Genomic DNA, 23461 nt, shown 5'->3' with positions numbered 1-23461 from the left:
ACAGCCTGGCCATATGGTTTAAGTAAAAGGAATTTAAGGAGGAAATCGATGAATCCGATTAAACATGTGCCGCGGCCGCCCCAGATCGCTTCCCCTATGTTGGCGGGTCTTCTTTATGCTATCGTTTGGCTTGCTTTAGGCGCTTTGCTGCTTTCGCTGCTGCTTCACTTCGGCAATATGAAGGAAAGCAGCCTGCCGACCTTCGCAACGTGTATTCATGGCTTGTCCGCTTTTGCCGGCGGATTAACGTCGGGCAAGCGTTCCGGCATGAAAGGCTGGTACCAGGGCGGATTGCTCGGACTTCTCTATGGTGTGACTATACTGTTAATCGGCTTTCTGGCTGCCGATGCCGGCTTTTCCCTGCATACCGCGATTGTGCTTGGCGTTACTTTGCTGCTTGGCGCTTTCGGGGGCGTTATTGGCGTCAATCTCAAGAAGTAATTCGGTGAAAGAGCAGCAGCTTGTATTTGCTTATATATCAAGCACAAACGACTTCGTCGTCCTTCCATTGCGTTCCATTGCGATGAAGAGCTTTGCCTTAGAAATATAAGCCCATTTATAAGCGTGAAACTTATACATTCTTATATTTTAAAAAAAAGCTTGCGCCTTGAAGGTCAATCCTTCAAGGCGCAAGCTTTTTTGAGCTATCCTACTACTCTTTCGAAAGCGTAGGTGCACTGCTAATGACCGAGCTAATTGCGCTGCGTTCAAATGTCAGCTTAACCGTATCATTGACGCGAAGTACGACTGTGTCATCCGTCAATTCTGCAATTGTACCGTGCATCCCGCCGATTGTTGAAATTTTATCGCCTTTTTTCAGTTGCGACAACAGCGCTGTACGCTGCTTCTGTTTCTTCTGTTGCGGTCGAATAAGCAAGAAGTAGAACACGGCGAACATCAGTAGTATCGGCCATGCCATTCCCCAAATACTATTCGTTGGCGCACCAGCTGCATCTGCTAACCATAGTGGCATTGAAATCCCCCCTTTCTAAAATCCTTTATCGTTATCCCGCAACCCATAGCTGTCAAAAAACTCATCGCGAAAATCAAGGAGTCGATCTTCGGTAATCGCCTGACGCACATCCCTCATGAGTTGAAGCAGGAAATGTAAATTATGATAAGTCGTCAATCTCATACCGAATGTTTCATCAGCCTTCATCAAGTGGCGGATATAAGCGCGAGAATAATTCGTGCATGTGTAGCAAGAGCATTTTGGATCGAGTGGCCCAAAATCCTCTGCATACTTGGCATTGCGAATAACGAGTCTTCCCTCGCTTGTCATCGTAGTTCCATTGCGTGCAATTCTCGTAGGCAGCACACAGTCGAACATATCAATGCCGCGAATGGAGCCTTCCAGCAGCGCATCGGGAGAACCAACTCCCATTAAATACCTTGGCTTGCCGGTTGGAAGCAGTGGTACCGTATACTCAAGTGCCTGATACATCAGGTGTTTAGGCTCTCCGACACTTAGTCCTCCAATAGCATACCCCGGGAAATCCATGGAAGTCAAATCTTTCGCACTCTGGATGCGCAGGTCCTCATACATGCCTCCCTGGACAATTGCGAATAGACCTTGGTCATGTGGGCGAGCATGGGATTCAAGGCAGCGCTCAGCCCAGCGTGTCGTGCGCTCAAGCGACTGTTTGACATAAGCATGCTCAGCCGGATATGGCGGGCATTCGTCAAAAGCCATCATAATATCAGAGCCAAGCGCGTTTTGAATTTCCATCGCCTTCTCCGGCGACAAAAACATCTTATCTCCGTTCAAATGGGAACGGAACTGGACGCCCTCCTCGGTAATTTTACGCATTTCGCTCAAGCTGAACACCTGAAAGCCGCCGCTGTCAGTCAAAATCGGACGGTCCCAGTTCATAAACTTATGCAAGCCGCCTGCGCGCTCAATCAAATCATGTCCGGGGCGTAAAAACAGATGGTACGTATTGCTCAAAATAATATGAGCATCCATCGTCTTCAGTTCTTCCGGGCTCATTGTCTTTACCGTCGCCTGAGTTCCCACTGGCATAAAAGCCGGCGTCTCGATGACGCCATGAGGCGTATGGACGCGGCCGAGCCGCGCTCCAGACTGCTTGCACACTTTCAACAATTCATAGGTTACAGCCACAATTCACGCTTCCTGTCCTCTTTAATTTTGTTGCATTACTATTAATAAATAAACATCGCATCGCCGAAGCTGAAAAAGCGGTATTCCTCACGAATCGCTTCCGCATACGCGCTCATCACCGCATCGCGCCCAGCAAGCGCGCTGACGAGCATAACCAGCGTCGACTTGGGCAAATGGAAATTGGTCAGCAGCGCATTAACAAGCTTGAAGGAATAGCCGGGAAAAATAAATATATCAGTCCAGCCGCTGCATGCCTGAATGCTTTCATTTTCAAAGCGGGTCGCAACGGTTTCCAGCGTCCGCGCTGAGGTTGTCCCTACCGCAACGATTCGCGCACCTTCGGCCCTCGCCTGATTCAGCAGCGCAGCCGTCTCCTCGCTAAGCTCGTAATATTCCGAATGCATGACATGCTCTTCCACAACGTCAACCGACATCGGCCGAAACGTTCCGAGTCCTACATGCAGCGTCACATAGGCAATTCGCACACCTTTATCCGCAAGCTGCTTCAAAAAATCGGCTGTAAAATGGAGCCCCGCCGTCGGTGCGGCTGCCGAGCCGTTATGCTTGGCAAATACGGTCTGGTAGCGCTCACGCTCCTCCAAACGTTCCCGAATGTATGGGGGAAGCGGCATTTCGCCAAGCCGCTCCAGCAGCTCCTGAAAAATGCCCGAATAGGCAAAACGAATCGTGCGTCCGCCCATATCGCCTTCCTCTTCTACAAAGGCACGCAGCAGAGGCTGGCCGCTGCCATCGTCGCCAAACCAAACCTCTGTACCGATCTTCATGCGCTTGGCTGGCTTCGCCAGCGCCTCCCAGCGGTCTCCTTCGAGCTGCTTAAGCAGCAAAAGCTCAATCTTCGCCCCCGTATCCGCCTTCGCGCCAATTAAACGAGCAGGCAGTACCCTAGTGTCATTAAGCACCAGCACATCGCCGGCATGCAAATGCTGCGCCAGATCGGTGAAGCCTTTATGGTTCACCGCGCCACTGCTGCGGTCCAGCGTTAAGAGCCTTGATGAGGTCCGCTGCAGCAGCGGCGTCTGGGCGATTAAATGCTCCGGCAGTTCAAAATCAAACATTTCTACGTTCATCTGTCAGTCATCATTCCTTAGCGATAGTTACATCATTATAATAGTATTTCAGAATATAAGAGTAGTCATACCCTTGCTCAGCAAGGCCTAGCGCCCCATATTGGGACAAGCCGATTCCATGACCGAAGCCTGTGCCGACGAAACGGAAGCTCGGCGTCTTGGTTGCTTCACGGACTTGGCCTTTGCTGCCCATCATATACAGCTTGGCATCCATTTGCTTCACTTCGCCGCCTGCCCCGACCGTATAGATCGCACCTGCGCTCTCCGGCTTTGTGGTCGTTTTCTTATTCGCTCCAAGTACGGTGACACGTGCCGTCTCGTCAATTTGGAATAGGGTGCTTGGCAAGCTCCCAAGCGCCGTCCGCAGCATATCTGGATATTTAACCTCTAGCTTTTTGCCGTTTGCGAGCAGCTCCGTAGCGCGTCCAGACGGTCCTGTCTTGCTCACTTGAAGCGAATGAATCGGTCCGGATATCGTAGTGACGCTCTTGAGTGAAGCGACCAGCTCTTCTGAGCTGAACGGACCTCGTACCCAAGACATCGGCCCCGATTGCACCGATTTTTCCAAAACGACAACCTTAGCCCCCTCATTAACCTGACCAACCAGAGGAACATCATCCTGAATGAGCGGTATTTTCCGTACCTTTACGCCGTCCGTGTTCACCTTCATCAGCTTTATTCCTGCAGGGTTCGTTTCGCTTGTTGCTGTAAGCAAATCCTCGCGAATATAGCCAGTCAAGCCGCTTGGGAGCACGACGCGGTACCAGCTGAACAGCCCTTTCTCCGCCGAGCTGTCCGTCGGGCTTTTGACGCTGGTCAAATAGGGGACTGCATTGCCCCATACCTCCTTCGCATCCGCTGTAGCCCCGCCGCCATTGGAGGAATAAAGCGCCTCGATCAGCTTGCCCTTGTACAGTACAACCTCGCCTTGCGTCGCATCTACCGCTTGAATCGTTGATTGCTTCTCCGTGCTTGTGCCGGCATAGGCCTGGCTGCTCACGCTATCGACCACATGGGCGATTTGAAAACCCGAGCCTTGATAGAGTGCATACGTTCTAGCGGCTACCGCTTGGGCCTTCAAAGCCTCCTGCGGCCAAGAGGACACCATTTCCGCCCCTACAACCGAATACAAATACTGCTCAAACGGAAGTTCATTTACAACGGCAAGCTTGCCATTAAAATCACTGAATTCAAACGCCCCGCGATACGTGCGGCTGTATCGCTCCGTCAGCTTAATCGTTTCTTTGCCTGCCGGCTCTACCCACACTTTAGCGCTTGTTACAGGAAACGTATACATCGTAAGCGGGCTTCCTGACTTGCCTGTCAGCGTGTGATCGCTCTTTAGCAGCAAATACGGCGTTAACACATCGGCCTGCAGCAGGCTGACGCCAGCTGCTCCAGTCGCCACCTTAATAAGATCCAGGTCAGCGCTGCTGGCAGCAGCACCTACCATAACGGAATAACGCAGCCCGCTTGAAGGCTTGCGTACAGCGATATACGTATCAATACCTGCTGCCTCGAATGCTGCGGCCGCCTTGTCAGCTGCGGCTTTAGAGGCGTAGCCTGTGCTTTCCAGATGAAGCGGACCTTGCAGCTCCGGCTGAGAGCCGCCGGAAAGCTTCATGAGCTCGCTGTCTGTCTTCCATTTGCCTAGCGCTGTTTTTGCTTCGTCGACGGTTTTGTAGGTACCTTCTGTTACTTGGTACACCGTCTTGCTTTTCTTCGTTAAGGAAGTAATAAAACCGCTGCCCTTGGCTGCTTGCACTCGTTTATAAGCGCTCAGCGCCGTTTCGAAGCTGTTCGTTTCCAGCACCTTGACCTTATAATCATCCTTTGCAAAGCGGGCCTGTACATTGCCTGATTCCCGCAGCCATTCCTCCGTGCCGGATGGCTGCTTCATACCTATGGACAAGCCGCCAGCCGAGCTGAGTGTAGCAGCGGCCGTATTCACCTGATATTTCCCCGGAAATTGCAAAAAAATGGCGACTCGTATCGAATCAAGCTGAGGTACAGCTCCTTGAGAGGGCTGTACATGCCACATTGAAATGAGCAATAACCCAGCTAAAGTTAGAAGCAACAACCGTCTGATCGAAAAGCGAGTGTTCATCTCACCTTCCCCCTTCTGGGTGATTATTGTTCTGCCTTGGAGGCTTCCACTCGCAGCCGTTCACCGAGCAGCTTTGCTCCGTTCTGCCAAACCATTCATAACGCCGACTCGCAATGATACGATAAATGGCATCCGCTATGCGGCTCATGCCTGGCAACTGGTAAAGCAGAGAAAGCACACTCAGGCCTTTAACCGTGCGCAGCACGCGCACAACGCCTTCTGCTCCGGCATATAGCACACCATTGCTGTCTGCAACATGCATTTTCTCATAAAGCTGCTGCTCACTCACCTGCTGAATACCAGGGACGCCCAGCATCCCTTGCTGCTCCAACTGCTGTATTTGCACAAATTGCAAATCGGCCCGCGACGGCAGCTCCTTGAGCCTTGCAACCGTCGCAATGCAGAAATTGCACTCGCCATCATAGACGACAAACAGCTTTTCTGCTGACCGCTGCCTTGGACTAGCCATTCTAATTTCTCTCCGGATAAGGGATGCCTATATGGCGATAAGCCTGCTCGGTCGCCATCCGTCCGCGAGGCGTGCGCTGAAGGAAGCCGATCTGCATTAAATAAGGCTCATACACATCTTCTATCGTCTGGCTTTCCTCGCCAATGGTAGCCGCGATTGTATCGAGGCCTACCGGGCGCCCGGCAAATGTCGTCATCATGGCTTGCAGCATTTTATGGTCGATGCTGTCCAGACCCATCGGATCAACCTGCAACAGCTCCAGCGCTGAGCTTGCTATTTCATCTGTTATAATGCCATCGCCGCGAACTTGGGCAAAATCCCTGACCCGCTTAAGCAGGCGGTTGGCAATCCGCGGTGTGCCACGGGAGCGCAGCGCAATTTCCCGCGAGGCTTCGCCTACGATGGAAATATTAAAAATTTCCGCCGAGCGCGAAATAATATAAGCAAGCTCATCGACCGTATAAAATTCCAGCCGGCTAATGACGCCGAAGCGATCCCGCAGCGGAGCGGAAAGCAGTCCCGCCCTAGTCGTTGCGCCAATCAGCGTAAATGGCGGCAAATCAAGCCGTACGGATCTTGCGCTTGGACCTTTGCCAATCATAATATCGAGCGCGTAATCCTCCATTGCCGGGTAAAGCACTTCCTCCACTGTACGGTGCAGTCGATGAATTTCATCAATAAACAGCACGTCGCCCTCCTGCAAATTCGTCAGCAGGGCAGCAAGGTCTCCTGGACGCTCAATGGCTGGTCCCGATGTCGTGCGCAGGTTTACGCCAAGCTCATTGGCGATAATGTTCGACAGCGTTGTTTTCCCAAGTCCGGGCGGCCCGTAAAGCAATACATGATCGAGCGCTTCCTTGCGAAGCTTTGCCGCGTCTATGTATACCTTCAAATTTTCCTTCGCCTTCGATTGACCGATATATTCAGCCAAATAACGAGGACGCAGACTTAGCTCCACCGCCTGATCATCCATCATAAGGTTGGCGGAAATAATTCTTTCGTCCATCCGTGCTCAGCTCCTTTTCGTCAACCTTTAAACAGTTGCTGCAAAGCGCGCTTCATGAGGGAATCGACCGTTTCCTCTGGAACAACCGTCTGCTGCAAGCCATGCCATGCCCGATCAAGCTCCGCAGCTGTATAACCGAGCGCTGCGAGCGCCTCACGCGCTTCTTCCCATGCGGTTCCCGCTCCCTGGCCGCTGCCGCCTTGAAATAAATCGGGCTCCAGATAAGCGCCCGCCGCCGACAGCACCGCCGCATCGCTTGCGATGCCCGCAAGCTTGTCCTTCAAATCCAAAATCATCCGCTGCGCCGTCTTCTTGCCAATTCCGGGCAGCTTCGTAAGAAACGTAATATTCTCCTGCTGGATGGCAGCAATAACCGTTTCCGGCTTGCCTCCTGCGAGTATGCCCAGCGCTACGCGGGGACCAATGCCCGATACTTCCAGCAGCTTGCGAAACAGCGTCTGTTCCTCACGCGTTGCAAACCCATACAGCAAAATCGCATCCTCACGGACGGAATGATGAATATAAAGGGTGACGGCTTCTTCTTTCTTCGCTAACGCGTACGGATTCGGCGTAAACACCCGGTAACCGACATCTCGTACATCCAGCACCACATACTCCAGCTCAATATGGGACACTATTCCTCGTAAAAAATCAATCATGATCGTCCCGCCTCATTTAATTTTTGAACTAAAACCGCCGAATGGGCATGGCAAATAGCTACTGCCAACGCATCTGCTACATCATCAGGCTTCGGAATGGCCGATAAATTTAGGAACATCTTGACCATTTCCTGCACTTGGCGCTTCTCCGCCTTGCCATAGCCTACAACGGCCTGCTTAACTTGCAGCGGCGTATATTCCGCAACCGGAAGCCCGCGCTGCGCCGCCGCCAAAATAATAACCCCGCGCGCCTGCCCAACCGCAAACGCCGTTGATACGTTCCGATTAAAGAACAGCTTCTCCACTGCAACCGAATCGGGCTTGTACTTATCCATAAGAGCAACTGCCGAATCATAAATTTGAATGAGCCGCTCCTCGGGCGGCGTATGCGCCTCCGTCTGAATACAGCCATACTGAACGGGCTTAAGCTTATGACCCACTTTATCAACGAAACCAAAACCCGCTATCGCAATACCGGGGTCTATGCCAAGAACGCGCAAACCGCCAACTCCTTATTCCTGCCGTGTATTTCTCCTATTATACCAAAAGACAGAAAGGATGAGAACATGCGTTTGAGGAAACTGCTTAGGAGCAGTCGCTTTTCATTGCACCACCATTCATTATACAACAAGAAGAGGACGTCCTCTATAAGAACGTCCTTTGGGCTGCTATTTTCATTTAATAAGCGGATCGTTTAGTGGCTTTGCCATGTCCGAGCTCATAATCGCTAAAGGTAGACAGAACGCTATTAAATTCATCCATGTCATTAATTTTAATCCCATGCGACAGCTGTTCTACTTTATCGTGAGGCAAGCTGCTTTCCAAATACCGAATATCCAGTTGAAAAAAAGTTCGCAGCACCTTTTCCTGCTGGGGCTCCCCTTCAAACAGCGACAAATTCCCCTGTTTATCCACGCCCATATACGCTTCATTCTGGCAATGCTTCGAAAACTCATCCACCGTCTGCTCCACCAGCACCCGATTGTTCGTTTTATCGAAGGTGGCGTGCCAGCTGCTATTTGCCTCCAGCAGCCGGATGAGCTGGAGCGAGGTCATGCGCCCAAGCGGCCTGCTCTCCTGCCCGCATAAATAGTAGCGCCGCAGCATGACGCTTACTGGCTCCTGCTGCTCTCGCAGCTCGCGCAGCAAGTCGGCAGAGGGGCGGGTGACGGCTCCTGAACGAAAAGCTGCACCTACGACATTAGCGGCAGACGCTGAATCGGCAAAATGGGTGACGGCGCTAGTCAAGCGGACGGCCGCAGCCGCTTTCCCAGGCTGCCAGACAGCGCCCGCTAGCGTTAAGGCGAGCAAGGCAATACTGCCTAGCGTCCATAGCGGACGGCGGCGAAGCTTTCTTTTTAGCTGCTTCCATAAGCTCATTAGCATCATGATTGAACCCCTTTGTGCTCTTTTATTGCATAGGGTTCCACTGAGCTTCCAATATTATGCGCGTAAGAGAATCGCAGCGGGCGATCTAGCTTTTATTCGTTCTAATGATAACCTTCTACTCAGCGTTTTCCGCGTATGCAGCAGCTCCCACATTTACAGCTTCAGCATGCGTCGCAAATAAAGCTTGGGTATACGGATGCTTGAGCGCCCCTTCCTCCCACTGGCTAAACGTTTCTACGATTTCGCCCTGATACATGACGGCAACTCGGTCGCACAGCCGACGGGCAAGCTCCAGATCATGCGTAATGAATAAGTAGGATAGCTCTTGCCCTCGCTGAATTTGCTGGAGCATCGCCACAATAGATGCCTGTGATAAAGGATCGAGACTGGCTAACGACTCGTCGAAAATGATCAAAGCCGGCCGCACAGCCAGCGCTCTTGCGATGCATACACGCTGCTTCTGCCCGCCGCTTAGCTGATGCGGCAGCTTCTCCAAGAAGCTTTCGTCCAAGCCAACGGCTCGTATAAGCTGCACGCTGGCCTCCCGAATTTCCAGCGGACGCAGCGCGTCAAAATTTCGCATCGGCTCCGCAAGCACTTCCTTCACGAGCATTCGGGGATGCAGTGAGGTTGCGGAATCTTGCAACACAAGCTGTACCCTTTTGTATAGGTGCAGCTCCTTCATATGAGGTTCATGAATGGACTGACCGCCAAGCAAAATCTGTCCAGAGCTCAGCGTTTCAAGCTTCATAATGAGTCTGGCCAATGTGCTTTTTCCGCTGCCGCTTTCTCCAACAAGCCCAAGCGTTTCACCAAGGTGCAGCGCAAGATTTACCTGCTTCACAGCTTGAACGGACGCCTTGCCGTCCCTCGCCTTGAGCCCGCCTCGCCTTCTCAGCAGCCGCAGCGGGTAGAACTTGGCCACTTGACGCAATTCCAGCACAATCATAGGGCGCTTCCCCCCGCTTGGGCTGAGGTTATCCCTCCGGACTGCATCGTAATGACGCGATCCGCAAATTTGTGGACGCTTTGCTCGTCATGCGAAATGAGCAGCACCGTCAGGCCAAAATCCGCTTGCAGCTGCTTTAGCAAAGCTAATACCCGGTCGCGATTGAGCGCATCCAGCGCCGTCGTCGGCTCATCGGCAATCAACAGCTTCGGCTCCGTGCTCAGCATCATCGCAAGCAGCACCCTTTGGCGCATGCCTCCGCTTAGCTCAAAAGGGTATGCGTCCAATATCAGCTTCGGCTCCGCAAAGCCCATACGCTCCAGCAGCATATATAAATACGATTCCATTTCTTTACGCGAGTGCCTCGCCTTCAGCCTCAGCGTCTCGACCATCTGCCTCCGTACCGTGCGGATCGGATCAAGTCCGCTAAGCGAATGCTGAATGAGCAAGGCGATCTCCTCTCGGCGAAGCTGCTGCAAGCGCCGCTCATCATAACGGGAAATATCCTCTCCCCCGTACAAAATTTGCCCGCCTGTCAGGCGCAGTTCGGTTTCCAGCAGCCCTACAAGCGCATGGGCCGTCATGCTTTTGCCACAGCCGCTTGGTCCTACAAGCGCAGCCATTTCACCAGCATGAAGCTCCAAGGAAAAATGCTTCACGATAGGGCACCATTTTCCAGCCTGCTGCCGGGAAATTTCCATATTTTGAACGCGGAGCAGCGGGGTATCGTTAAAGCCTGCGCTGTCCATTATGTCGGTACGATTCTCCGCCATCTTACACCTCTTTCGGAACGTGAGCATGCCGCTCTTTAAAACGGTCGCCAATTAATTGGCAAGCCAATACGAAGCTTACGATCGCAAGCCCCGGAAAAATCATGACATGCGGCGCAAGCTGAAAATAACGTGTAGCATCATGCAGCATGACGCCCCATTCAGGAGTCGGCGGCTGCACGCCTAAGCCGAGGAACGATAAACCGGCGATGAGCAGCACGATTTTGCCTATGTCCAGCGTACTAAATACAGCAATTGGCGCTGCGATTTGCGGCAAAATATAACGGCGCATAATTCGCAAATGCGAATTGCCGGACATGCGGGCTGTAATCAAATAATCCTCCTTGCTCACCTTAAGCACAAGCCCGCGGATAAGCCGGACATAATTGGCCCACCTCACAATAACAATCGCCAGAATCATATTCGTGAACCCGGGTCCGAGAATGCCTACAATCGCAATCGTCAGCACAAAATCGGGAAACGCGAGCGTACCGTCCATCAGCCGCATGAAAAAATGATCGGTTCTCCCGCCAAAATAGCCGGTCAACAGCCCAATCGGCAAGCTAATACATAAGCTCAAGCCCAAAATAACAAAAGCAATCGAAACCGTCGTCCGAATGCCGTACAATATACGAGATAAAATGCAGCGTCCCAAATGATCGGTGCCGAAGGGGTATTCGCCGCTCGGCGACAGAAGCCGATTGGATAAATGAACCTGTAGCGGGTCGTGAGGGGCGAGCCATGGGGCAAGCAAGCCCAGCAGGACGATAACTGCAAATAGGCCGATGCCAAGCAGCAGGCTTGTATTCTTTTTCTGAAATAGGGTCGGCATAAAAAAGGTTCCTCCTAGCTTGCCCGCAGCCGCGGGTCCAAGCGCACATATAAAGCTTCTACCGCCAAATGGATCGCGACAAACAAGAAGGAGGTGAATACCACATAACCTTGAATGACCGGATAATCCCGCGCCGTTATCGCTTCTATTATATATTTGCCTAACCCGGGCCAAGAAAAGATCGTCTCGACGATCACATTCCCCCCCAGCATAAATGCAAAGCTTGTCCCCAGCATCGACAAAATCGGCAAAAACGCATGCTTAAACACTTGGAAGATTAAAATCCTTCCCTTGGACAAGCCTCGCGCTCGCGAGGCCTTGACGAAGTTCTGACTGTTCATCTCAAGCATGTTCGTCCGCAAAACCCGGGCATATACCGCACCAAGTCCAAGCCCTAGCGTAACCGCCGGCATTAAGAGGTGAGCAATACTGCCGCGTCCCATGGAAGGCAGCCAGCCGAGCCGGACCGAGAAAAAATAAATCAATAAAAAACCGAGCCAAAAGGAGGGGATCGAGGCGCCAAGCAGAGCCATTAATCGGCCCATCCGATCAAGCAGCCCTGTTGAAAAAATGGCGGTGACGAGGCCGATGAGGCAGGTTGCCAGCAGCATGACAAATGCGCCAGCCGAGGCCAGCTCCAGTGTAGCGGGCAGCCTTTTAAGCAGTTCGCCAGCAACCGGCTCCTTGGACATATAAGACGTCCCCCACTGCCATGTAAATACATCGCCAAGCCAGCGTATATATTGGCTCCATAAGGAGTCTGTCAGTCCCATTTCCTCCCGCAGTGCGTCAATCGCCTCCTGAGAAGCCGGGATATTGTGCGTGGTCAGTAAAATTCTCGCCGGATCGCCCGGAGACACCCTCATTAAAATGAAGGTCAGCGTCGCTACGCAAAAAATGACAAGCAGCATTTGCATGGCGCGTTCGAGCCAAAAACGAAGCATACTCAGGTACACCCTTTACTTAGGTGATATCAACATCGGCTGTCACATAATAATATTCGATCGGATGCGGAATAAAGCCCTTTACCCCTTTTTTCACGCCAAATACATTGTCAGGGTGTACGATAAACGACTGCGGCAAATCCTCATTAATAATGCCCTGAGCTTCTATCGCGAGCGCATTGCGTGCAGCTGTATCTGATGATTCGTTCAGCTTGTTAATAACCGTTTCAAGCGGTTTCGATACATAGTGGCTTATATTCGATTCGCTGGCTGATTGATAGAAAATGTTCAAGAAATATTGCGGATCGCCCGTATGTGCCGTCAGCATGCTGTACATAGCAAGATCCCAATCGGACTTCGCAAGCTCAGCATCAATATTTTCAACCTTGCGAATTTTCACGGTAATGCCTTCATTAAGCAGTTGATTCTGAATAATCTCTGCCATAACGGACAGCTCAGGGCGGTGCGGGAACGTAAGGAGCGTCGCCTCGAATGGCTTGCCTTCCTTCTCCCACATGCCAGCAGCATTTTTCTGCCAGCCGTCAGCGCTCAGCAATTGCTCTGTCGTTCCCCCTGCTGCTTGCTCCGCTACTTTGCCAAATGGCAAAATTTCCGGGAACGGACTTTTCGCTTTCGTGCCGTAGCCGCGCATAACCGATTCAATAATGGCCTCGCGTGGAATGGCTTGGTCTACAACCTCACGGTTTGCCTTTTCTTTAAACAAAGCGGAATTCATATTAAATAATACCATATGTGTACGAACCGATGGCGCAGACAGCACCTCCAGCTTGCTGTCCTTCTCTACCAGCTCAATGCTGTCAATCGGAATGTCCGTAGCGACCTCTACTTCTCCAGCTTGCAGCGCCATCAGTCGGGTATTGCCATCGGTCACAAACTTCATTGTCACTTCCTTAAGCTTCGCCGCTTGTCCCCAATAACCATCATAACGCTCAACAACAAGCGATACGTCCTTCGTAAACTGCTTGATTTTGAAGGCTCCCGTCATGGCCGGGTAGCTGCCTGCTTTCTTCATGCTGTCCACATCAAGAATAATCGTGCTTGGATCAGCCAAGCTGGAAATGATAGCTGAGTTCGGCTGTGTTGTTATTATTTTCAGCTCATCCGGTGCAACGACTTCAATATCCTTCACCAGCAATAAATCCTTCGCCAAATGGCTATTTTGAGTGGAACGAAGCAGGGAAGCCTTCACGCTTTCTGCATCCATCTTTTTGCCGTCATGAAACGTTACATTGCGCTCCAGCTTGAGTGTCCACGTGTTGGCATCCTCCTGCTTCCACTCCTTCGCAAGCCAAGCAACCGGCTGCAGCTGCTCATTCAATTTAATAAGCGTTTCCCCTGCGCCAGAGCGCATGACGTCCCAGCTGTCATCGCCATGCGGATCAACGCCTGCTGGGTTCCATGTGTACGCTATTGTCAGAGTTTTGCTATCATTTTCCGTTGGTAGTGCCGTAGCATTTGCGGCAGAAGTGTTGCTCTCCCCGGCAGCATTCGTGCTGCATCCTGCAAGCACCAGCATCAAGCAAGTAATCATCATTCCAAGTGACAAGCGAAATGGCTTCTTCGTGTTATTCATTTTTCTTTTGTCTCCCCTTTAAGTAAGCGTAATCGGCCGAAAGCCGTCCTGTAGCGGCAAAGCTAACGTTCACGTAGAAATATAGAGAAAGGATAGAAGAATCATATCCTTTCCTAAAATATTCCAAAAAAAAGCATTCCCGACCCTTAAGAAAGCAGTCAGAAATGCTTTTTATGATAAATAACTAAGCCTTATTTGCGTCTGCTCGCCTTGGAGCAGCAAATAATCGTTAGACATTTTGCAATAAATGGGCATAACCAACCACCTCCCTAAGCACCGTAGGTCAAACAGTGATGTTAAAACAGGCAGGTCTCCTGACTTGGGGCCTCCCTCTCTTCCCTTCCCAGCTAAGGTGAGCATCTGCGATTCATCCTGCGACGAAAAGGAGCTTTTCAGCCAGTGGTTCATTTGTGAGGGGAGCGCAGCTTAATGAGTTGATGAGTTGATGAGCTGCTGCCCTATACAGTGGCGGGTCCGTGTCGGCCTTTAACCGAACTTCCCTTTTAAGCGAACGAAGGCGTAAATGTCCTTGCCGTCGTACCGCACCTATTTTCATTCAATTATGAAGTTTTGCAGGCGAATCAGCCTGTCTTATCCGTAATCCACTATTTATCTTAGGCAGGAAGCGCTGATCTGTCAACATATTGATTTACATAAGCTTTGTCCACCATCATGTATACGCCCCAGCGCCTTAAACCAGCAAAAAAATATGCTCAATATATTACTTTCATATCTTTTCCAGTAATGATATATTGAAAACACTTCACACATGATGAGCTTATTTATTAAGTCAGTTCAATAGATACTCAATCAAATAGAAAAGGAATGATCACATTGCCGGTGAAAATCCTTCCAGTCGAAGTAAAGCAAATTATTGATTCCTATTGGTTTTACAGTGATTTTTATTCGATTATATCTCGCGTAGATTCAAAAAAAATGTGGTTTATAAATAATTATATTAATTTATTCGACATTCCCGATCCAAACCAATTATACACCTTTTTTTATAATGGTTATTATAGAGATAAAATGGTTGAATTTTATGACTGCCCTTTTATTGAATTTCAGCGGTTAGCGATAGACAGGACAAGCTCGACTATTTTGAATAATGACCTGTTTGATTTTATTAAAGCATCCATTGACGGCGGCTACTATGTGATCGTTATGATCGAACGTTTTTATATAAAAGAATATGAATTTTCTTTGAAATCCCCGCATGAAGTCATGATAAATGGGTATGATGATGTCAATAAAAAGCTGTATTTCTGCGACAATAATGCCAACGGCAAATATTCAACGAATATCACCTGTGATTACGAGGCTTTTAGCAGAGCGTTTCATTTATTGGAAATTGAAGCCCATGATTTTAAACAGCATCTTTATTTATTGAAGCCTCTCGAAAATAACAACTATACCTTTTCTCTAAAATACGTGAAAAATACGATGAAAGCCTATCTCTTATCCAGGGCGCATACGGATGAATATTACAACGAAGCTTTAGGCACACCTGGGCTGACCTTCGGCATTAATGTATACGACAAAGCCTCCGATTATTTGAAATATTTGGCTCAAGAGGAGGTTGTATTTGATATTCGATCGTTTCACCTGCTTTATGACCACAAGAAATGTATGACTATGCGATTAGACTACATGATTAATAACAAGCATTTGCTTGATGATAATCAAATTTTGAACAGATGGAGAAAGCTGGAAGCGGATGTGCTTGCTGTAAGAAATTCCATTTTAAAATATTGGCTTACTCGAAGCCCGGAGGCTTTGTACAAGCAAGTGGAGCAATTGCAAAAATTAAAGGAGACGGAAATGGTTTTACTGCGGGAGGTTGTAGAACAGTTGGAGGAGCGTTAATAGAAGCCATACCGTTTATGGTGACTGCATGGCTTCTATTATTCATTGCAACCATGCTAACCTCCAAGTCTATGAAGCTTCTGTCAGTTGTTCAAATAGAATGCCGCCATTTGCTTGGTTCGAGCTTTCTAATGACTTGATTATAGCATCTGCTTCATGAACATGATTATATATAGCAGAATTAATAACAGTATTAAATAAATAAATGAATTAAATAAATGAAACAAATAAATGAAACAAGCTGTCTTCGGCTCGTTACCGAAGACAGCTTGTTGGATAGTGGTCTTATTATTTGTCTGCCGTTAAAAGCTTTAACAAGGAAACTCACTCGCTACGTTTTTTAACGGCTAATCCAAGGGCTGCTGTTTTGCTTGCTCGTTCTCGAGCGAGGAGCTACGGTGCGAATAACCGCTTTTTTATTGGATTTGCGCTGCGTATTGTTTTTGCCGTTTTTCACATTGATTGTCGTTACCTCTTTTACTTCCTCAGCTTCTTCGCGCTTATCCTTGCAGCCGCAATTGCATGGCTTTTGTGTCTCAACTCCAGCGGTTTGCATAGGATAATATCCATACGGCGGGAACGCTGAAACAGGGTAGCCATTGCAGTTATTGCCAATTGGCGATACAGCTCCGCCATAGCCGTAGCCCTGCGTTTCTGTCGGCGACACCATTCCTCCGTAGCCTTGCGTGCTTGCTGGCGATACGGCTCCGCTATAACCGTAGCCCTGCATTTCTGTCGGCGATACCATTCCTCCGTAGCCTTGCGTGCTTGCTGGTGATACGGCTCCACCATAGCCGTAGCCCTGCGTTTCTGCTGGCGATACCATTCCGCCATAACCTTGCGTGCTTGTTGGCGATACGGCTCCACCATAGCCGTAGCCCTGCGTTTCTGCTGGCGATACCATTCCGCCATAACCTTGCGTGCTTGTTGGCGATACGGCTCCACCATAGCCGTAGCCCTGCGTTTCTGTCGGCGACACCATTCCGCCGTAGCCTTGCATGCTTGCTGGCGATACGGCTCCACCATAGCCGTAGCCCTGCGTTTCTGCTGGCGATACCATTCCGCCATAACCTTGCGTGCTTGCTGGCGATACGGCTCCACTATAACTGTAGCCCTGTGTTTCTGCTGGTGACACCATTCCGCCGTAACCTTGCGTCTCCGCAGGTGATACCATCCCGCCATAACCATAGCTCTGCGTTTCTGCCGGCGATACCATTCCGCCATAACCGTAGCCACCGGCGCCGATACCTCCTATCGGATACATGCCTGGAGGACATGGATTATAGCCTCCTCCCTGGCTCGCAGGGCTAACCATCGTTGGCTGCTCCCATTGACCGTAACCGCCTGTTTGGGCAGGTGATACCATCGCAGGCATGCCGTAGCCGCCGTATTGCGGCCAAGCGGGAGCAGTTGCAGCAGGAGATACAGTCGTCGTGGTCGGGTAAGTCGATGAGGCCTCTACTGCAGGCGTGCCATATTGCATAAACAAGTCCACGCTTTGCTGATGATGAGAATAAACCGGGTACGTCTTTTTCTCCACTGGCTTCTCAATTGGCAGCGGTTTAGGCTGTGGCGCTGGCGCTGCCTCCGGTATTGTAGGCGTTACAATCGGAGCGGCTGGTGTCACAATCGGAGCGGTAGGCGTCTTCGTTATTGGCGCAGTTGGCGTCTTCGCAATAGGTGCAGTTGGCGTTTTTGTGGTTACTGGCGCTGTCGGTGCTTTACCAGGTATTTGCCCTGTCGGTTTTTTGCCGCCAACCCATTGCTGCACCCCTTGCATGACCGACAGCGGATGCAGCGCATGATGCCCTGTATGACCGCCGGTTCCTGCTGCAGTCGTCCCTGTTCCCGTAGTACCAGAGCCTGTAGTCACCGCGCCTGTAGTTGGTGTAGTCGTCATATGGCCCGCTTTAGGCACATTGACAATTTCGCCTGTCATCAGCACATTAGGATTTTTAAGTTGAGGATTCGCCTTGATCATATCGGCGAGCGGAACTCCCCATGCCTTGGACAGCTTCCACAGCGTATCCCCCTGCTTCACCACATATTGGTGCATAATGTCCATTCCACCAGTTCCATGGGATGAGGATGGGATTTTAATTTTCATGCCCACCTCAATGACGTCTGGATTCGTAATGGAAGGATTAAGCTTCAAAATCTCCTCAACCGTAACATGATGCTTCTGACCGATTAAGTAGAGGGAATCGCCTTTCTTCACCACATAAATTTTCACTTCCCGACAACCTCCTGTCACCTTCTTTAAATAACAAGCATAACTACTGCCGTGCAAATTTGCTTGCTATCAATCTTTATATCCTATGCAGCACATGGGCAGGTGTCCCCAACTTTGTAAAAAAAATAGCGAGCCGCAGCCAGCCTCCCAGAAGCCGTGCGTCTCGCTATTTGCAAAAATCAATTGCCTAAGCCTAATTTATCTATTTACTCTATCCTTACAGCTAAGAAATGCTGCGGTAACTTGCCCCGCTTTCCCCTATCTGTTACTTGGGGCTGTTATCATTACGACTGCTGAAGCTGCTCATATGTAAAGCTTGGATAACAGCCGAGCACGCGTACCTGACAACCGATAGCTTCAATTTCAGAAATGGCTGCCGGCAGCAGCACCGTATCAAGCGACATCTCAATGTCGATATAAAAATAGGAATTACCCAGCTTTTTCTTCGTCGGACGCGATTCAATACGCGACAGATTGATGCGGCGCCATGCGAAAGCTGACAGCACCTGATGCAAAGCACCTGGATAGTCATCGGGCAAATTCACCAAAATACTTGTCTTCTTGAAATCCGACTGCCGCGCCGTATAAGGCTGCTCGCCCACGAGTAAAAATCGCGTATAGTTGTTGCTGTGGTCGGTAATGCTCGCTTGTAAAATATCGAGCTCATTGTTGACTGCCGCTCTTGAAGTCCCAATCGCCAGCCAGCCTGCTCCCGGATTGTCCCGTACGATACGCACCGCTTCAGATGTGCTTCCGACATGCTCGGTCTCAGCATGTGGAATTTCGCTTCTAAGAAACTGCAAGCACTGCGCCATTGCCACCGGGTGGCTGATCACCTTTTTAACACGAGAATAATCTACTGCGCCATCCTCATTCGTCAGCTCTGAACGCCTGCCGATTAAATTTTGAATGGAAGGATACACCCATTCGGCCTGAATCGGCAAGTCCACCTCATGAACCATCCAGTCCATATGCAGACTAACCGAGCCTTCAATGGTGTTCTCAATCGGAATAATGCTATAACCGCTTTCCCCTTTTACCGTCGACAGAAACACATCAGCAATGAGTCGATGATGCTTCCACGTTACTTCTTCTCCAGCAAACAATTGCCGTGCTGCTTCGTCTGATACAGAGCCCGCTGGCAGTAAAGCAACCGATTTAGTTGTACTCATACGGCCTCTCCTCTAATCCGCTCAAGCAAGCCCAGCGATTCTATGCCAGCCTCTGCCTGCTCTATAGTTATTATCGGGCCTTCCGCACACGGCTTCAGCCATAGCGTCTGCGCTTCAATGCCTTCCTGCTTCAGCGTTCCGAGCAGAAAATGCTCAAGCTCCTGCTTGCGAGGGCTGTCCGACTCTACAAAAGCAATCAGCGTCGGGCCAGCGCCGCTTAAAGCTGCTCCCAGCGCGCCATAATCGGCCGCTTTGGCCAAAATTTCCGCCATGCCAGGAATAAGCGCTGCCCGGTATGGCTGATGCAGGCGATCCCGCATCGCATGGCGGATGAGTGCCAGCTCGCCGCTGGCAAGCGCCGCAACGAGCAGCGAGCTGCGGCTCACATTGAATACCGCATCCTGCATGCTGATTTGTTTCGGCAGCGCATGACGCGCCTTCTCTGTAGACAGCTGGAATGCGGGAATTGCAACGAGCGCCTCCAGCTTCTCATGCGGCGCCAGACGGACATAATCTGCTCGCTCTCCATCCCAAGCGGACACGACAATGCCACCAAACAGCGACGCGCCCACATTGTCCGGGTGACCCTCCAGCGCTGTCGCCATCTGAAACAGCTTCTCATCAGACAGCGGACTGCCGATTAACGCATTGGCGGCAACCAGCGCACCCACAATTGCCGAAGCACTGCTGCCAAGTCCGCGTGTAAGCGGAATATCGCTGTACATCGCAATGTCAAGCTCTGGTACCTGTACACCCGCTTCCTTGAATACCAGCTGCGCCACTTTATAGATCAAGTTTGACTTATCCTCAGGAATGCCTGCCATTTCGCCTCCGTATAGACGCAGCACCGTACGCTCGGCAACTGACATTTCAACCCAGGCATAAAGGGATAGCGCCATGCCCAGCGTATCGAAGCCTGGACCCAGATTAGCGGTGCTCGCAGGCACCTTTACGATTACACGACGGTTATTCATAACGTTATAAAGCTCCTTTGATTGCTAGTGTTGGCCTAACCTTCAACGCGATACACGCTTTTCACCTTGCGGATAACATCCAGCTCTTCAAAGGTTTGCAGCACCTTCTGTATCGCTGCTTTATTCGCATCATGCGTAATGACGATAATTTCCGCTTCAGGATTGACGGGGTTCGGCTGCTGCAGCACCGATTCAAGGCTCACCTCAAAGTCCGCAAATACTTGCGTAATACGGGCAAGCACGCCTGCGCGATCCGCTACATGGAGGAGCAGGAAATATTTTGAGGAAATTTGCTCATCGGTTTTGAGCTTCTTCTCCTTATATGTCATAACGCCTTGCTTGCCGTTAACGCCAAGCTTCAAGTTCTTCACAACCGCCACGAGATCGGCAACAATCGAGGTAGCCGTAGGCATGCCGCCAGCGCCCGGGCCGTAAAACATCGTTTCTCCAACTGCTTCGCCATGTACATATACGGCGTTAAATACGCCATTTACCGACGCGATAGGATGTGTTTGCTTCACCATCGTTGGCTGTACGCTAATGCTGAACTCATCATCTTGACGCTCTGCGATGCCAAGCAGCTTAAGCTCATACCCAAGACGCTTCGCGTATTGGATGTCTTCACGGCTGACCGATGAAATTCCTTGAACGGATACATCATCCAAGGCCACTTTGGCACGGAAGCCAAGCGTCGCCAAAATCGTCATTTTCCGCGCAGCATCCAGTCCCTCAACGTCAGAGGTCGGATCGGACTCCGCATAGCCGAGTGCTTGAGCTTCCTTAAGCACATCGGAGTACGAAGCACCTTCCTGGCTCATTTTCGTCAAAATATAGTTCGTCGTGCCGTTCACGATACCCATAATTTTAGTAATCCGGTCGGAGGAGAAGCCTTCGATCAAAGTACGGATAATCGGAATGCCGCCAGCTACGCTCGCCTCATAAAGCACATCGCAGCCATGCTCCTGAGCAACTGCCATAATTTCCGTGCCATGAAGCGCCATCAAATCTTTATTGGCAGTCACGACGTGCTTGCCGCGCGATAAGGCTTCAATAATATAGGACTTCGTCTGTTCAATACCGCCCATGACTTCGACGATTACATCAATGTCGGGATTATGGATAATTTCCCACGGGTCCTCTGTCAGCTTGGATGGATCGATTGAAATATCGCGCGCTTTGTTTTTGTTGCTGACGAGCACCTTCGCAATTTCGATGGCAGAACCGGTCTGGCTTTGCAGATCCTCCTGATGTCCTTCCACGATGCGGACGACACCTGTTCCTACTGTTCCAAGCCCTAGCAAGCCTACTTTAATTGGTTTCATATGAGTCCCTCCATTTATACTTCAATTTAAATAACGTTCTATTTCATCAGCCTTGCCCGATTACGGCGGCTTTACGCACGCCCTGCTGGCTGCGAATAACATCCATTAAAGAGTCCAAATCCCCGCTCAGCTGGGAAACGTCAACTGAAATGACCACATGGGCAAGCCCTTGCAGGGGAATGCTTTGGTTGATCGTCAGCACATTGCCTTCATGCGCCGCCACGAGCGACAGCACCTTGGACAGCACGCCCGACCGATGCTCCAGCTCCATGGATATGGTTACTAGCCGCTCACGGTTAATTTGATGCATCGCATAAACGCCATCTTTATACCTGTAAAAAGCGCTCCTGCTCAGGTTCGCCTTCTCGGCCGCCTCATGCACCGTTGCCGCTTCGCCTCTGGCAAGCATCTCCTTCACCTGCAATGTCTTGAGAATGGCTTCCGGCAGCATATCCTCCCGTACAGCAAAATATCGCTGCGTCACTTCCGTCCCCCCTAAAAAGACATTTGTTCTTCTATAAAGGACATTATAGCGGAATCATAGAGCCGGGGCAATAGGTTAAAATGATAATCCGCTTATTATCTTGAATCATCCTCAAAAAAAACGTCCCCCGCAAAGTTAAGCTTCGCAGGGAACGAAATCAATTTCATCCTTACCTTGTGGTTATTACGGCGAGCGCCTGCCGCGCGCACTGTGCAGCCTACTGCTCTGCCCAAGTGACAGTCAGCTCGGAAACGCCTTCCTCAGAGGCCAGCTTGCCGCCAATAATTGATATAAATTCGGAGCCGGAAATCGTTCCCTGAATGACAATATTTTTATCATCTATCGTCTGGGCGCCGTCCTTCAGCTGCTTTTCATTTACATAATCTTTATACATTTGGCTCAGCTTGTCAAAGCTTTCCTTCGTCTTGAAAACAAGCAAAACGGATTTTTTACCTTCATCCATATTTTCTGTCGAATTTATAACGACCGCATCATCGGGAATCGGGAAATCGGCGGGCAAGTAGCCGGGTCTCACGCTTTCAGACGATTCTCCTCCGCCTTTACCCCCATCCGAAGGAGATGGGGAGGATGCAGCAGCATCGCTTGGCGTCGCTTCCACTCCAGGGCTTATGCTTTCCGCTACATTATCTGGAGCTGCACTCGCTGTTTCCTGAGGAGCTGTATTTGTACCGTTCGCGGCATTATTGCCGCAAGCGCTCACGACACCCGCTATAATAACGACTGATAATAAAGAAAACCATTTATTTTTTTTCATGAATGAACATCCTCTCGCTCAAAGTAAAAATCATTATCACAGCAGCTCATGCAAGGAAGCTTCTAGCAGGGCTGCTTCCAGTTTAATAATTGCAACTAAACACTTATCCATTTTCCGACCAGGTTACTGTAATTTGTGAAACGCCCGCTTCTGAAAGTGTGGTGCCCAGCAGCCAAATCGAATGCGTTTTATCAAGCGAGCCCTCAATCATCAGCTTTGAATCCGCATACGTTACGCTGCCGCTTTCCAGCTTTTTATCTATTGTATAGGCCTGATATAAATCAGCAAGCTCATCCATCGACTTTTTTGTCGTAAAATTGAGCAATATCACTTTTTTGCCCTCATTTACCGAATTGGAGGAGGTCATAATAAAAGCGTCATCGGGAATCGGAAAATCGTTTGGCAGATCCGCTGGTCTTGCAAGTGCCGCGGGCGGTTCACCACCATCTGGCGCCTCAGTTTGCTTCGGTTCTGCCTGTCTCTCGTGCTGACCCGCCGCTGCCTGCTCAGGCCATGTCCGGTCCACCGCTGCTGGAGCGCCACTGACTCCATCCCCTGTATCGTCGCTGCAAGCACCGAGCCACACAGAAATACTCACCATCGTAATTAAGGAGAGTACCTTGCTTCTTCTCATTACGTTAAACATCCTTTCACGTACATTTTTCCATAGCCTCGCTATTCCTGCTGCCTAAGCCATGCTCGCTCC

23 protein-coding genes and 1 riboswitch are annotated in these 23461 nt (G+C 50.3%); of the genes, 2 read left to right on the top strand and 21 right to left on the bottom strand.

Annotation, left to right across the window (positions count from 1 at the left end):
• The first annotated feature begins 48 nt into the window (after nucleotides 1–48).
• The gene (locus V5J77_RS08255) at nucleotides 49–441 is read left to right on the top strand and encodes a TIGR04086 family membrane protein (protein WP_338555296.1); all 393 of its coding nucleotides are present in this window, start codon (nucleotides 49–51) and stop codon (nucleotides 439–441) included.
• Nucleotides 442–652: 211 nt separating this feature from the next.
• Here the strand turns inward: V5J77_RS08255 and yajC are convergent, their stop codons facing one another.
• From yajC to V5J77_RS08185, 14 genes are all read right to left on the bottom strand, one after another.
• Complete coding sequence (yajC, locus tag V5J77_RS08250) at nucleotides 653–973, bottom strand: preprotein translocase subunit YajC (protein ID WP_338555295.1); 321 nt, start codon at nucleotides 971–973, stop codon at nucleotides 653–655.
• A gap of 15 nt (nucleotides 974–988) precedes the next feature.
• Nucleotides 989–2125: a tRNA guanosine(34) transglycosylase Tgt gene (gene tgt / locus V5J77_RS08245; protein WP_099521270.1), complete on the bottom strand. Its 1137-nt coding sequence runs from the start codon at nucleotides 2123–2125 to the stop codon at nucleotides 989–991.
• A 38-nt stretch (nucleotides 2126–2163) separates the two neighbouring features.
• A complete protein-coding gene (queA, locus tag V5J77_RS08240) occupies nucleotides 2164–3210 on the bottom strand; it encodes a tRNA preQ1(34) S-adenosylmethionine ribosyltransferase-isomerase QueA (RefSeq protein ID WP_338555294.1) in 1047 nt (348 codons plus the stop codon).
• Nucleotides 3211–3220: 10 nt separating this feature from the next.
• Nucleotides 3221–5317, bottom strand: coding sequence for a SpoIID/LytB domain-containing protein (locus tag V5J77_RS08235; protein ID WP_338555293.1), 2097 nt, complete (start codon nucleotides 5315–5317; stop codon nucleotides 3221–3223).
• 1 nt (nucleotide 5318) lies between these two features.
• Complete coding sequence (locus tag V5J77_RS08230; protein ID WP_338555292.1) at nucleotides 5319–5786, bottom strand: DUF393 domain-containing protein; 468 nt, start codon at nucleotides 5784–5786, stop codon at nucleotides 5319–5321.
• Between the two features lies 1 nt (nucleotide 5787).
• Nucleotides 5788–6792, bottom strand: coding sequence for a Holliday junction branch migration DNA helicase RuvB (gene ruvB / locus V5J77_RS08225; protein ID WP_338555291.1), 1005 nt, complete (start codon nucleotides 6790–6792; stop codon nucleotides 5788–5790).
• A gap of 20 nt (nucleotides 6793–6812) precedes the next feature.
• Nucleotides 6813–7451, bottom strand: coding sequence for a Holliday junction branch migration protein RuvA (ruvA, locus tag V5J77_RS08220; RefSeq protein ID WP_338555290.1), 639 nt, complete (start codon nucleotides 7449–7451; stop codon nucleotides 6813–6815).
• Nucleotides 7448–7951 carry a crossover junction endodeoxyribonuclease RuvC gene (gene ruvC / locus V5J77_RS08215; RefSeq protein ID WP_338555289.1) on the bottom strand — a complete coding sequence of 168 codons (504 nt, stop codon included), beginning with the start codon at nucleotides 7949–7951 and terminating at the stop codon, nucleotides 7448–7450. Before ruvC ends, ruvA begins: the two co-directional genes overlap by 4 nt.
• Nucleotides 7952–8129: 178 nt before the next feature.
• Nucleotides 8130–8840 carry a BofC C-terminal domain-containing protein gene (locus V5J77_RS08210; protein ID WP_338555288.1) on the bottom strand — a complete coding sequence of 237 codons (711 nt, stop codon included), beginning with the start codon at nucleotides 8838–8840 and terminating at the stop codon, nucleotides 8130–8132.
• A 115-nt stretch (nucleotides 8841–8955) separates the two neighbouring features.
• Nucleotides 8956–9789 carry a dipeptide/oligopeptide/nickel ABC transporter ATP-binding protein gene (locus V5J77_RS08205; RefSeq protein ID WP_338555287.1) on the bottom strand — a complete coding sequence of 278 codons (834 nt, stop codon included), beginning with the start codon at nucleotides 9787–9789 and terminating at the stop codon, nucleotides 8956–8958.
• Nucleotides 9786–10562, bottom strand: a complete 777-nt coding sequence (locus V5J77_RS08200; protein ID WP_338555286.1) for an ABC transporter ATP-binding protein — start codon at nucleotides 10560–10562, stop codon at nucleotides 9786–9788. Before V5J77_RS08200 ends, V5J77_RS08205 begins: the two co-directional genes overlap by 4 nt.
• A 1-nt stretch (nucleotide 10563) precedes the next feature.
• Complete coding sequence (gene nikC / locus V5J77_RS08195; protein WP_338555285.1) at nucleotides 10564–11391, bottom strand: nickel transporter permease; 828 nt, start codon at nucleotides 11389–11391, stop codon at nucleotides 10564–10566.
• Nucleotides 11392–11405: 14 nt separating this feature from the next.
• Entirely contained in the window at nucleotides 11406–12335 is a 930-nt protein-coding gene (nikB, locus tag V5J77_RS08190) for a nickel ABC transporter permease (protein WP_338555284.1), read from the bottom strand.
• Nucleotides 12336–12354: 19 nt separating this feature from the next.
• Nucleotides 12355–13929, bottom strand: a complete 1575-nt coding sequence (locus tag V5J77_RS08185) for an ABC transporter substrate-binding protein (protein WP_338555283.1) — start codon at nucleotides 13927–13929, stop codon at nucleotides 12355–12357.
• 286 nt (nucleotides 13930–14215) lie between these two features.
• A riboswitch (cobalamin riboswitch) is annotated at nucleotides 14216–14494 on the bottom strand.
• 269 nt (nucleotides 14495–14763) lie between these two features.
• Here V5J77_RS08185 and V5J77_RS08180 point away from each other — a divergent pair.
• A complete protein-coding gene (locus V5J77_RS08180; RefSeq protein WP_338555282.1) occupies nucleotides 14764–15795 on the top strand; it encodes a hypothetical protein in 1032 nt (343 codons plus the stop codon).
• A gap of 340 nt (nucleotides 15796–16135) precedes the next feature.
• Here V5J77_RS08180 and V5J77_RS08175 read toward each other — a convergent pair whose 3' ends face one another.
• From V5J77_RS08175 to V5J77_RS08145, 7 genes are all read right to left on the bottom strand, one after another.
• The gene (locus V5J77_RS08175; RefSeq protein WP_338555281.1) at nucleotides 16136–18028 is read right to left on the bottom strand and encodes a LysM peptidoglycan-binding domain-containing protein; all 1893 of its coding nucleotides are present in this window, start codon (nucleotides 18026–18028) and stop codon (nucleotides 16136–16138) included.
• 284 nt (nucleotides 18029–18312) lie between these two features.
• Nucleotides 18313–19200 (bottom strand): prephenate dehydratase, encoded by an 888-nt coding sequence (pheA, locus tag V5J77_RS08170; RefSeq protein WP_338555280.1) that lies wholly within the window; start codon nucleotides 19198–19200, stop codon nucleotides 18313–18315.
• Nucleotides 19197–20174, bottom strand: a complete 978-nt coding sequence (gene thrB / locus V5J77_RS08165) for a homoserine kinase (protein ID WP_338555279.1) — start codon at nucleotides 20172–20174, stop codon at nucleotides 19197–19199. The genes pheA and thrB overlap by 4 nt, the downstream gene beginning before the upstream one ends.
• Nucleotides 20175–20209: 35 nt before the next feature.
• Nucleotides 20210–21496, bottom strand: a complete 1287-nt coding sequence (locus V5J77_RS08160; RefSeq protein WP_338555278.1) for a homoserine dehydrogenase — start codon at nucleotides 21494–21496, stop codon at nucleotides 20210–20212.
• A 46-nt stretch (nucleotides 21497–21542) separates the two neighbouring features.
• Nucleotides 21543–21980, bottom strand: coding sequence for an ACT domain-containing protein (locus tag V5J77_RS08155; protein ID WP_338555277.1), 438 nt, complete (start codon nucleotides 21978–21980; stop codon nucleotides 21543–21545).
• 217 nt (nucleotides 21981–22197) lie between these two features.
• Nucleotides 22198–22755 (bottom strand): hypothetical protein, encoded by a 558-nt coding sequence (locus V5J77_RS08150; protein WP_338555276.1) that lies wholly within the window; start codon nucleotides 22753–22755, stop codon nucleotides 22198–22200.
• A 103-nt stretch (nucleotides 22756–22858) separates the two neighbouring features.
• A complete protein-coding gene (locus V5J77_RS08145; protein WP_338555275.1) occupies nucleotides 22859–23389 on the bottom strand; it encodes a hypothetical protein in 531 nt (176 codons plus the stop codon).
• Between the last annotated feature and the right edge of the window lie 72 nt (nucleotides 23390–23461).

Source organism: Paenibacillus sp. KS-LC4, from assembly GCF_036894955.1.
Lineage (GTDB): Bacteria > Bacillota > Bacilli > Paenibacillales > Paenibacillaceae > Pristimantibacillus.
This window is presented reverse-complemented; position numbering and strand designations above follow the sequence as displayed.